Genomic DNA, 12,456 nt, shown 5'->3' on the forward strand with positions numbered 1-12,456 from the left:
ATGATATGTGGCCCAAAGACCACATGTTGAAGGATTATTTATTATCGTCACTAATGCGGCTTGCTACTGCCGTATTTTGATCTTTATATTTAGCATCTTTACGTGTGTTATAAGGGCTCTGTGCTGGGCTTGTCATGGTTTCAAAACTCATGGCACCAATTTTCATCATTGGACGAAGCGCAAGTGGCAGCTTGCCTGAGTTATAAAACTCTAAAACGATATTACCCGACCAACCTGGATCAATACGATGCGCTGTTACATGTACCATCAAACCAAGGCGTGCTAACGACGAGCGACCATCTAACCAACCAACAATATCTGCTGGTAAAGTAACTTTTTCATGAGTAATAGCCAATGCTAATTCACCTGGATGAAGGAAAAAAGCTTCTTCTTCATCAAGCACAATTTCATCACTCATGATTGATTCCATTGCCTTATTAAGCTGATCTTTAGGGCCACTTAAATCAACATACGCAGCAGTATGATCTTGGAAAACACGAAACTTATTGCCCAAACGCAGGTCAACCGTGACACCCGAGATCATTTCATTACTTGGTGCTGGCTCTATAACAATGCGGCCTTCGTCAATATATTGCTGAATATGGGTATCTGATAATCTCATTTATTATTCTACCTAAACAACTTAAACATTTGATTTAAAGTTGGAAAAAACGATAACTTTAACAAAAAACACAAACCTTTTGCGTCTACGAAAAGCTAATTATAGTGGACTTAGTGAGGCATATATTACACAAATCAACAGTGCGTTGCTTCAATAATTATTAATTAATTAAAATAGATAATAAAAAGCCGCTCAACGAGCGGCTTTTGTTCCTTTTGAGATCACATATTAAAAGCTATAACGGGCACCGATTGTGTAACGTGGTCCATATTGACGAGCAAATAAGAACTGCTCTTCGTAACGGCCATAGCCACGCTCAGTTTCGTTGTTAAGGTTTATACCTTCAAAGAAAACAGTCGTGTTTTCGTTAATGTCGTAGTTAACACTCAAGTCCCACTGACCATATGTATCGCCAAATTGTGGCGGCGCATCAGATGAGCCTTGTGCTTGACCAACACCAATTAAGTAAGAGTCACGCCATGCGTAAGTCACTTTCACAGATAAACCATCTTTATCGTAAAAAGCTTGGAAGTTAGCTGAGTCACTTAAGCCAGATAAAGGAGCTTGTTGAGTCAAACTTGCTACATCAAATTCAACATCACCATCAACAAACGTAGCATTAACCCCTAAACCAAAGCCGCTTTCACCAAATAAGTGTTGAACAGCTAGTTCAAAGCCATCAACTGATTTACTATCCGTGTTTTGTGGTTGAGTAATATCCCACACCATCAGTGGATCAGAACTCGTTGGTTCAATAGCACCATCCGCATTACCATAACCTAATGCCAGCATTTCATTGAACACAGCGTCACTTGTAGCTTGCTCACCACGAGCTTCTACAGATGCCACAGCTTCAAGGTAACGAGGACCATTTAAGATATCGTATAAACCATCAATGGTTGTTTCAGTTATTTGCGTTTGAATAAAGTTATCTACGTCTTTTTTGAAGTAACCAACCGAAGCATAGCTACCTTCGCCGTAGTAGTACTCAAGTGATAAATCGAGGTTAGTTGATTCAAATGGCAACAGATTAGTATTACCTTGGCTACCTGTACGCGAACCTGGTTTCGGGCTACCCGTTAAGCTACGGCCACCAGCCAAATTACCCAGCGGCGCACGTGCCATGGTTTTACCCCATGAAACACGACCAACAAGCTCGTCTGTAATTTCAACTTTTACGTCGATGTTCGGCAACCAGATATCATAGTTACCTTCTTCTTGATAAAAGTTATCTGTACCGCCAGTTTCGTACTGCATGATCCACTCAGATGCACTCACCCAGTTAACTTGGCTTTCAACACGTTGACGAACCGTACTGGTCACATCCGTTTCTTCATAACGAAGACCTGCGTTAATCTGTACGAAGTAATCAGATAATTCAAACTCCCATAAGCTGTTCACATAGAAGCTTTGTGTCTTCTCTTCTACGTAGCTTTCACTGTCGATACCATCAAAGAATGGGTCTATTGAGTACTGATTATCGCCCAATAAATCTTCGTTTAAAAAGTCAAGTTGACGCGCTAACGCTTCTTCAAAGCTATAGGTGTAATAGTAATTTGGTTCAAGGGCACTACCACCACCAGAGAATTGATCTAGCATGTCGCCTGTATCATTATAAGTGAACATGCCATCAGGGAAGATTTCGGTGAATGATGGGTTAAAACCAGGGCCGCCACGTAAGCCACTCCATGCAGTAAAACCGCCCATAGTTTGCTTAGTATTGGCAGCACCGAATTTCACTTTAACAAGTGGAATTTCAAAGCTTTCATTAAACCAGGTTGCATGAAGCTGAGCTTGCTCAACATTAGACTCACCAGGCGAGTAAATAAACTGACTGAAGTTTGAATCAATCTCACTTGGATCAAGCACCGTTGTGCCATTGTTCCAGTTAACGTAGGCATGCGGAACTTCACCAGTGCGATAATCATATACTTTGCTCTGTAACTGATCTGAGCCAAGAATGATTTGACCATCAGAACCTAAGCCATCATCTGCGCCGTTATCTGTTTCGTTTTTCGAATCGTGATAATCGAACTCAACTTCCCACTGGTCGTTAATTTGCCACTCTAGGTTTAAACCAATTGAACGTGCTTTAACTTCAGTAGTGCCACGGCTTGCTGTAAATGAACCATCATTACCACTGATATCGGCATAAATCGCTGTACCATTTTCATCAAGCTCATAGCTGTTAATGTTACTGCCAAACTCATTCCAAATACCCCAACCCACGGTATTCACACCGGTGATTGCACGACTCGCCGTGTAATCAACCGTTGCAGTGAAGCTTTCAATTGGCGAGTACTGTAAAGTTACTTGGCCATTAGTGCGCTCACGTTCAACATCAGCAATGCTGTAGTTCATGTCTTTCGGAAAGAAATGATTACCGACACGGTTGCCTTCGCTATCGACTGCACGAGGGTCAATGTAGTCAGCTTCATCAAGGGTCGGTAAATCAACATTGGCTTGCCAACCTTGAATATTGGCGTTTTGCTGTTGAAAATCACGTTCTTGATGTGAGAATGATGCCGCAAAACCAAATGTATCATCAACATAAGTATTGCTGTACATTGCAGAAAACTCTGGGGTTACATCATCACCGGCCTCATTAGATGAATCGTGAATAGCCTTAATAGACGAGCTAAATTTCTCGCCAGGGCTATTTAATGGGCGCGTAGTAATAATATTTACCGTAGCACCTAGACCACCACTTGGTACATCTGCTTGCCCTGATTTCGCTACTTCAAGTGCACTGACACCGTCAGCGGCAATATTCTCAAGGGCGTAAGAACGGGTGTAACCCGTACCTGGCATTTGACGGCCATTCAGCATTACGAGGTTAAACTCAGGACCAAAACCACGTACCGTAATTTCGCTACCTTCGCCGTTAGAACGACTCACTGATACACCTGTAATACGTTGTAATGATTCAGCTAAGTTAGTATCTGGGAATTTACCCATCTCTTCTGCTGAAATCGCATCTACAACACCTGTTGCATCACGTTTCATATCCATGGCGCGGATCATACTGCCACGAATACCTTTAATTTCGATAACTTCAATATCGTTATCAGCTTTCTCTTGTTCATCTTGTGCATAAGCAGACATAGTGCCCAGCCCTGCAGTTAAGATCATCGCAACTGACGCTGCAAGAGGTGTTTTAATAAATTTTGTGCTTTTCATGATTTACCTGCTTTTGCAATATGTTGTCATGGATACTGAGTGCCGAATTCAGCACCCATCACTTGTTGCCAATGTTAATTACGGGTTTGAAATAACTGCATTATCAATACGGAACACAGCTCCCTCACCTTGACTCCACGCAGGAAATACCATGATGACATCAATTGAACTTATGTCTAAACCGGCTTGTAACAATGAATTGACCGTAAAAGTATAGGTTTGCCACTCACCTGCAACAGGGTCAACACCTTCTATGCTGGTATTAAGGTTAACTTCAACTGCAGTACCACCATTATCAGGGCCACCACTAGATTCTACTTTAACAAACCAAGCTGCATCCGGTGTTGATGATAAAGAGGTGATCTTCATCTCAAATTGCAATACACCCTCATCAATTAAAGATGATGCATCAAATTGACTGCCACTGCCGCCTGATGTAGTACGGTTGTTAAAGCCAACAACGGTTGGTTTTGGTCCAATCGAAAATTCAGCAGTCAAACCATGTTGCTCATCATCGACGGCCTCAATAGGTGCTAAATCACCACAACAGTTCCAAAGTGGCCAATCAAGATTCATCTCGTCAGCAAAAAGAGTTAATGTTGCAGGAGGTGCATCATTTGTGATCTCTACATTATCCACACGATAAACAGCACCATCACCTTGACCCCACGCAGGGAAAATCATGATCACATCAATCAGCGATACATTTAAACCCGCATCAGCTAATGTTTGCAGTGGGAAAGTATAAGTTTGCCATTCACCAGCAACTGGGCTAACACCTTCAGTGCTAGCACTTAGGTTTAGTTCAACGGCTGTCTTGCCTTCATCACTTTCAATTTTGAAAAGCCAAGGTGCATCTGGAGTAGAAGGTAATGAAGTCACTTGCATATCAAAACGCACATAACCGTCTTCTAGCATAGCGCTTGCGTCATAAGGAGTGGCTTCACCGTTTTCATCGGTAATAAAGGCATCACGGCTAATAAAACCATTTACCGTAGGCTCTGCACCCACACTAAATTCAACCACATTGCCACGGTCGGCATCTTCAACTAACTCAGGCGTTGTGCCACCACAACAGTCCCATGCCGGCCAGTTAGGGTTAAAGCTACTATCAAAAATAGTAAGCGGCGTTACCGTGCCATCACTTGGTGGTGTTGGAGCCGGAGCTTTGCCTTGCACAAGTGCATCGTCTAAGTTGTCATAACCTGGGCGGACTGTTTCACAACCTTTACCTGTATCAGGGTCTTGCGCACACTCATAAACACGAACATAATCCACTTCAAAAGTTTGACCATTTTCGAATACAGTTGTATCAATACCGGTTGCATTAACGTTTTCAGGCCAATCACCACCCACTGCGAAGTTCAGGATTAAATAAAATTCTTGATCGTAAGGAGATGCATCCCAAAAAGTCGTTAACTCTCCGGTTGTTTGATCGAAGTACTCTGAATACCAGCCTCTGTGCTTAAGTGCAATCTCATTGCCCTTCGCATCATAAAGCACTTCTGATTGGCGCTGTGTAGCATATAAATAATCATCTACGTACCAACGAATTTCCCCCTCTTGCCACTCGATAGCATAAGTATGAAAGTCATCAGCAGGATTAGAATCTTGAGCGAAGGTATAAGCTTTGCCACTGCTATCATTATTTGGCCACTCTTGGCCGTAATGTAATGTGCCGTAGATATTTGATTCTACACCGTCTTCGGTTGGTACTTTTAAATTAACCGACTCAACAATGTCGATTTCACCAGAGCGAGGCCATCCACCATAAACTTCATCGGTAGGCATCATCCAAAACGCAGGCCAAGAACCTTGCCCACTAGGCAGCTTTGCGCGTACTTCAAAGCGACCATATTTAAAATCAGCTTTGTAACGAGTATTAATACGCGCAGAGGTATAAGGCTTATCAGCCCCTTCTTCCGCAGGTAACGCAACGATATGTAGAATACCGTCTGCAATAAAGGCGTTTTCTTCACTGTCGGTATAACATTGTTTTTCGTTATTACCGCCACCCGCACAGTTTATTTCGAAACTCCATTTTTTGTCATCAATGGCATCGCCGTCAAAGTTATCTTCCCAAACCATCACCCAATCTGAAACAGGCTCAGTTGGGTTGACAGTATCAATTTTCGTATCTGTGGCAGAGCCGCCGCAGCCAGCTAATGTCGCTACTGAAAGCGCCATTGTAAGTTGTGTTAAGTGTGTTTTGAATCTGTTCATTGCATTGAACCCTAACATTATGTGTTTGTTAGTACTCAACTGATTTATATGAATATTATTCTAACCAGTCAATTGTAAGCGCTTACATTTAAAGACAAATAAAAAACCCCGTAAATGTAAGCGCTTTCATTAGACTATGATAAGGTTATTAAAACGTCAATAAAAAATTAACATTTGTGGCGATTTTGTTTTTTGGACATATTTAACGAAAATGTAGGCTATATACGGCTAAAAGAGGGGGTTAAGAGCAAAGTTAATGATAAAGAACCACCCAAGATTTTGTTAATAAGATAAACCCATTAACAAAATCTTTGCAACAATCAATCTTCAGTAATGACTATTTCAACTGCGCTTGTGTGCGCCTGTTGATAATACAAGCTACTGGCAAGTACACGGGCAGCGGTTTTGTAGGTTTCGCTTATTTGAGCCGCGTTGTCTTTGGCAATTAAATCGCCCTGCTCCGAGCTTTCACGAATTTCAATGGCCAGTGGAATATTTGCCAGCACAGGCACACCATGACAATGTGCTAATTTTACGGCACCATCTTTACCAAATACATGATTAGGCTCACCACAATGACCACATAAGAAGTAGCTCATGTTTTCAATTAAACCAAGTACAGGCACGTTCACTTTATTGAACATAGCAATGCCCTTTTGTGCATCGGCTAGCGCTAAATCTTGAGGCGTGGTAATGATCACTGCACCACTGGCTGGCACTTTTTGGCTCATGGTTAATTGAATATCGCCCGTACCTGGAGGCATATCAACAATTAGATAATCAAGCTCACCCCAAGCGGTTTCGTTCATTAACTGATTAAGTGCTCCCGATGCCATTGGTCCGCGCCAAACGGTTGCATCATCGCTAGGTACTAAAAAGCCGATCGATTGCGCTTTGAGGTTGTGCGCTTCAAAAGGAAGTAAGTTTTTATCATCGGCTGTTTTCGGCTCTGCCCCTTGCAAACCTAAAAGCAATGGAATAGACGGGCCATAAATATCAGCATCAAGAATACCCACTTTGGCACCCTCTTGTTCTAAAGCCGAGGCAAGATTCACCGCGGTGGTTGACTTTCCAACGCCGCCCTTACCTGAAGCAACGAGCACAATATGTTTAATTTGCTTAAAACTATATGCGCTAGGTAATTTCACTTTAGCACTAATTGACACCTGTACTGATAGTTTATCGGCGACAAATTTTTCAATTTCAGGGATTTCGCCCACGCTAGCAAAAGGTAGGCTTAGTTTTACCTGCCAGCTTTTATCGCTGTTTTGATTAAGCTCTTCGAGCCAATCTTGCTCAATACCAATGGCAAATGCGCTACTACGATAAGCGGCTAAGGCAGCAATGATAGGTGCTTTTTCAGCCGATTTACTTGAGAATAGTTTTGACAGTCCAAACATAGCAATAAATTAGCGTTTCTTTGATGAAAAGTGCTGCGGAATTATGTAACATTCAAGGCATTAAAACCAGACAATTAGATAATATCATTGCTTTAGGTTGCATATAAGCAACTCACAATGAATTAAATAATGATATTCGAGCATATTTGCATCGAACTAATCTCAATTCGGAATGATTATGGCACAGCGAAAGATCCTGATTACTAGCGCATTACCTTATGCCAATGGCCCGACTCACTTAGGTCATTTACTAGAATATATCCAAACTGATATTTGGGCGCGTTTCCAAAAACAACAAGGTCATGAAACCTATTACGTTTGCGCGGATGATGCTCACGGCACACCAATTATGCTTAATGCGCAAAAGCAAGGGATCTCGCCAGAAGAGATGGTTAAAAACGTGAGTGTTGAACGTCAACGTGACTTTGCTGATTTCAACATTGAGTTTGATAACTATCACAGCACGCACAGTGAAGAAAACCGTCATTTCAGCGAGTTAATCTACAACCGTTTAAATGAAGCAGGTCACATTAAAAAGCATACTATTTCTCAACTTTTCGACCCAGAGAAAGGTATCTTCTTACCAGATCGTTTTGTAACAGGTACTTGCCCAACGTGTAAGTCAGAAGATCAAAACGGTGACAGCTGTGATTCTTGTGGTGCAACTTACAGCCCAACTGAGCTTATTAACCCACGCTCTGTAATGTCGGGTGCTGAGCCAATTTTAAAAGATTCTGAGCATTACTTCTTCGACCTACCTGCTTTTGAAGACATGCTTAAAGAGTGGTTACACTCAGGCACGATTCAACAAGAAATGGCGAACAAGCTTGATGAATGGTTTGCAGATGGCCTACAGCAGTGGGATATCAGCCGTGACGCACCTTACTTTGGTTTTGAAATCCCTGGTGCACCGGGTAAATATTTCTACGTGTGGCTCGATGCACCAATCGGCTACATGGCAAGCTTTAAAAACCTGTGTGATAAAAAAGGGATTGATTTTGATGCATTCTGGCGCGAAGACTCAGATGCAGAGCTTTACCACTTCATTGGTAAAGATATCATCTATTTCCACAGCTTATTCTGGCCGGCAATGTTAGATGGCGCAAAATTCAGAAAGCCAACAAATGTATTTGCCCATGGTTTTGTAACTGTGAATGGCGCGAAGATGTCTAAATCAAAAGGCACTTTTGTTAAGGCGCGCACTTACCTTGATAACCTAGATCCTGAGTATCTTCGTTATTACTACGCAGCAAAACTAAACAACGGCATCACTGACCTTGATTTAAACCTTGAAGACTTTGCACTACGTGTAAACTCAGACTTAGTAGGTAAAGTGGTTAATATCGCAAGTCGTTGTGCAAGCTTCATCACCAAGAAGTTTGACGGCAAGCTTAGCGACACCGTAATGGACGAAGCGCTATTAGGTGAGTTCCAAGCGGCTTCTGCAAGCATTGCAAATCACTACGAAAACCGTGATTACAGCCGTGCAATTCGTGAAATCATGGCCCTTGCTGATAAAGCAAACCAATTCATCGACGCTAAAGCGCCATGGGTGTTAATTAAAGACGAAACAAAACAACAAGAAGCACACGATGTATGCTCACTTGGTTTAAATATGTTCCGTGTACTTATCACCTACTTAAAACCTGTTCTACCTGGTATGGCTGCAAACGTTGAAGCCTTCTTAAACGACGGTTTAACATGGCAAGGCGCGCAAACAGCGCTGGTTGGTCACGCAATTAATAAGTTCAAACCGTTAATGCAACGTGTTGAAATGGATAAAGTAAACAAAATGATTGAAGAGTCAAAAGAAAGTCTAGTTGCTGAAAAAGACAAGATTGATCCAAACAGCCCACTAGCAAAAGAACCTATCAGCCCAGAAATCGAATTTGATGATTTTGCTAAAGTTGATTTACGCGTAGCAAAAATTGCTAAAGCAGAACACGTTGAAGGCGCAGATAAGCTATTAAAACTAACCTTAGATTTAGGTGGCGAAACGCGCCAAGTATTCGCAGGCATTAAATCTGCGTATGCACCAGAAGACATCGAAGGCAAGCTAACTGTAATGGTAGCAAACCTTAAGCCTCGTAAGATGCGTTTTGGTATGTCTGAGGGCATGGTATTAGCTGCAGGCCCTGGCGGTAAAGAAATTTATATTCTTAACCCTGATGAAGGCTCAGAGCCTGGCATGCGTGTAATGTAATTACACAATTGCTAGTTAATATAAAGAACCGTTGTGTTTCAGACACAACGGTTTTTTTGTATTTAATGAATGCTTTAGATTAATGTTGTTAGCTTAAGAGCTGGGGCATGCAGGATATTCAGTCAGTACTTGAGTAATTATTTGCCCAAACTGCTGGTGTTGCTGTTCGGTAATCGCAAAAGCAGCATTGTAAGCTAGGGTATCTGCAAGCTCACCTGTTATAACTTCATAAAAAGTCATCGCGGTCAGTAAGTGCCCTGCATCTGAAGCATGATTTCCATCTGCACTGTAAAAATTAAGCCCAGGTAATGCGGCGATTGCTTTGTCCCAAACTAAGCCGATTGGTGCAACACAGCTTGCCTCTTTTTCGCTAATCGACAAATGCAATTGATAAACAAGCTCCCCTTCTTTGCTATCACCTCTTTGCGGATGCTCAGGAAACAAAATAGGTGTAATTTCCAGCTCTTTTGCACTGGCAATTAATCGCTCAGCCTCACTTGTAGAATAATTAACAGAGCCAGACTGAGAATACTTTTGACCTTGAAAAATAGCATGGCTCCAATTGGCTTGCTGTAGCTTTTCAACATTGCCCGATGTGTTCACTATTTCATCTAAAAAACGACCACTGACGGTAAGCGTTGAAACTTGAGCGTTGGTTAACTCACTGGAAATAAGCTGTTCAAGCAAATCCCCTAATCTAGCACTATGGCTATTGCCATAAATAATAATTTTATAGTCAGCACTACCACTGTTATCGACAAGCTCAACACCTGTATCCGGTGTTGAGCTGTTAGTGTCATCAACTTTTGTAGATTCGTTTTTTGAGCTCGAACCACATGCAACTAGGCTAATTGAAAAGACGAGTAACAAAAAAGATCGAATTAATCTCGCACACTTATCATTTATCATACTTTACCTTTTGGCTTATTATTTTTATGTCGTTAATATTGAAACATAAAATTATAAATTGCCAATTTTGTACGATTTTTATCTAGGGTGCTATGTACAAATCATGCAAGAGTCGCTCTTTTCGAGGTAAGTAATAATCATCATAATCAAGTGACACTATGACTCTTTTAGCTTTGCCTAATAACTCACTGCGAGGCACTAGCCCAATCACTCGCGAGTCTGCACTGTGGTCTCGGTTATCGCCCATCGCTAGATACATATCATTTGGAATAACGACAGGGGCAAAATGCTGCATCACCGAAGGCGTTTTTGATACCTGAATAGCATGCTGAACACCAGCAAGGTTTTCAATCAGTGTTTGCTGCTGTTGCTTGTCATCAGCCAATAAATAATCAAGTGCTTTACCGTTAATGATCAATTTATTATCGACTAAAGTCACTGTATCGCCCGGCACGCCAATAACACGCTTTATCAAACGGTTATTTGCAGCCTTAGAATCAAATACAATAATATCGCCGGCTTTTGGCTCATCAGTACGCATTAGCGAAATATGACTAAATGGTACACGCAGATCATAAGCCATTTTATCCGTTAAAATACGGTCCCCTTCAACAATGGTCGGATTCATAGAACCTGTTGGCACTTCATACCAATCAGCCACTGCACTTCTAAACACACTCATCAAGCAGATAAATAAAATCAATGAGCGGTTATTTTTCCATACTTTTAAAAGCCAGTTCATATTCGTTCCTTATTTATTGTTTGTGTCATTAGGAGTCTGAGCGGTACAAATTAGTTCTTAACTAAATGTAACGAAATGCGTCAATGATAAAAATACCATACATGATGTTAAAAATATTTGACACAGCAAGCAATGAGTAGTTTACTTAACACCAAGTCAAATATTTTTTACATAGGGTGGAAGAAAATGAGCTACAAAGAAATGACAATTTGGGGCACCTTGGTGGTAACCATAGGCCTGTTAAGCTATTACCTGTTAGGTATTAATTCACTACAAGCCGCGGGTGCTCTAAGCCAAGAGACCATGGTGTCTTATTTGTATAGGGTTGCCGTAGTTGCGGTGATCCTAGAGATAATTATGCAATCTGTACTTGCTGGTATTAAACACAAAGAAGCAGACTTAGGGGATGATGAGCGTGATAAGCTCATTGACCTAAAAAGCACCAAGCTTGGTCACTGGTTTTGCTCTGCAACTATCTTAATATGTGTATTTTTAGCGACGCAAATTGAGCGCGTATCTGGACGCATGCTGTTACCTGAGGTCTCTGATCTATATAATATTATGCACTTTCTTATTATTGGTTTTTTAGTCAGTGACATTATTACTATTGCCAGCAAAGCCTATTTATATCGAAGAGACAGCTAGATGACAAAACAGCTCAGTAATACCATTCGGGAACTTCGATTTCATCACAACGAAATGACTCAGCAAGCATTGGCAGAGGCAGTTGGCGTTTCAAGGCAAACTATAGTAGCAATTGAAAAAGGTAAATATTCACCCTCGCTCGAGGTGGCTTTTAAGATTGCTCAACTGTTTGATAAGAAACTAGACGACGTGTTTTCGTATCAGTAATTAACAAAAAAGGTTAGCCGAAGAGCTAACCTTTTTTAAATTCGTATCATTTAATTTTATGACTGCTGATTTTTGAACTGCGCTTTGGCTTGCTCAACTTCATCATCACTGATACCCACTGATTCAGCCGCTTCTTTAATAAGGTGTGGCTGCGTCATCACTAATGCCATCAATTGTTGAAGCTTTTCTGGTGGGATACCTAACTGTTGAACCAGACCCATTGCCATCATTGGGTTTTCCATAAACGCTTGAAACAGCTCACGCACTTTTTCGTCACTTACATTGTGCTCTTTGAGCATTGCAATAATAGGGTTCATATTAACCT

Annotated in this window: 10 protein-coding genes; 3 read left to right on the top strand and 7 right to left on the bottom strand. The window is 41.4% G+C overall.

Going from position 1 to position 12,456, the window contains the following annotated elements; translation table 11 throughout:
* Positions 1-34 precede the first annotated feature (34 nt).
* The 4 genes from dcd to apbC form a co-directional block, all read right to left on the bottom strand.
* Positions 35-622: a dCTP deaminase gene (gene dcd, locus L1272_RS04405; RefSeq protein WP_054552946.1), complete on the bottom strand. Its 588-nt coding sequence runs from the start codon at positions 620-622 to the stop codon at positions 35-37.
* A gap of 228 nt (positions 623-850) precedes the next feature.
* On the bottom strand, positions 851-3,802 hold the full coding sequence (locus tag L1272_RS04410; protein ID WP_199529915.1) for a TonB-dependent receptor: 2,952 nt from the start codon (positions 3,800-3,802) through the stop codon (positions 851-853).
* A 78-nt stretch (positions 3,803-3,880) separates the two neighbouring features.
* Complete coding sequence (locus tag L1272_RS04415; RefSeq protein WP_235372845.1) at positions 3,881-6,025, bottom strand: glycoside hydrolase family 16 protein; 2,145 nt, start codon at positions 6,023-6,025, stop codon at positions 3,881-3,883.
* Positions 6,026-6,345: 320 nt separating this feature from the next.
* The gene (apbC, locus tag L1272_RS04420; protein ID WP_199529914.1) at positions 6,346-7,425 is read right to left on the bottom strand and encodes an iron-sulfur cluster carrier protein ApbC; all 1,080 of its coding nucleotides are present in this window, start codon (positions 7,423-7,425) and stop codon (positions 6,346-6,348) included.
* 178 nt (positions 7,426-7,603) lie between these two features.
* Here apbC and metG point away from each other — a divergent pair, with 178 nt between their 5' ends.
* Positions 7,604-9,628 (top strand): methionine--tRNA ligase, encoded by a 2,025-nt coding sequence (gene metG, locus L1272_RS04425; protein ID WP_054552942.1) that lies wholly within the window; start codon positions 7,604-7,606, stop codon positions 9,626-9,628.
* 93 nt (positions 9,629-9,721) lie between these two features.
* Here metG and L1272_RS04430 read toward each other — a convergent pair whose 3' ends face one another.
* Both L1272_RS04430 and lepB read right to left on the bottom strand, forming a co-directional pair.
* Positions 9,722-10,537, bottom strand: a complete 816-nt coding sequence (locus tag L1272_RS04430; protein ID WP_235372846.1) for a hypothetical protein — start codon at positions 10,535-10,537, stop codon at positions 9,722-9,724.
* A gap of 82 nt (positions 10,538-10,619) precedes the next feature.
* Positions 10,620-11,279, bottom strand: coding sequence for a signal peptidase I (gene lepB / locus L1272_RS04435; protein WP_166340699.1), 660 nt, complete (start codon positions 11,277-11,279; stop codon positions 10,620-10,622).
* Positions 11,280-11,465: 186 nt separating this feature from the next.
* Here lepB and L1272_RS04440 point away from each other — a divergent pair, with 186 nt between their 5' ends.
* Both L1272_RS04440 and L1272_RS04445 read left to right on the top strand, forming a co-directional pair.
* Positions 11,466-11,924: a hypothetical protein gene (locus L1272_RS04440; protein WP_199529913.1), complete on the top strand. Its 459-nt coding sequence runs from the start codon at positions 11,466-11,468 to the stop codon at positions 11,922-11,924.
* Complete coding sequence (locus L1272_RS04445) at positions 11,925-12,131, top strand: helix-turn-helix transcriptional regulator (protein ID WP_054552938.1); 207 nt, start codon at positions 11,925-11,927, stop codon at positions 12,129-12,131.
* 56 nt (positions 12,132-12,187) lie between these two features.
* Here the strand turns inward: L1272_RS04445 and L1272_RS04450 are convergent, their stop codons facing one another.
* Positions 12,188-12,448 (bottom strand): DUF2999 family protein, encoded by a 261-nt coding sequence (locus L1272_RS04450; RefSeq protein ID WP_054561248.1) that lies wholly within the window; start codon positions 12,446-12,448, stop codon positions 12,188-12,190.
* Between the last annotated feature and the right edge of the window lie 8 nt (positions 12,449-12,456).

The sequence above is a fragment of the Pseudoalteromonas sp. PAST1 genome, assembly GCF_021532515.1.
GTDB classification, from domain to species: domain Bacteria; phylum Pseudomonadota; class Gammaproteobacteria; order Enterobacterales; family Alteromonadaceae; genus Pseudoalteromonas; species Pseudoalteromonas simplex.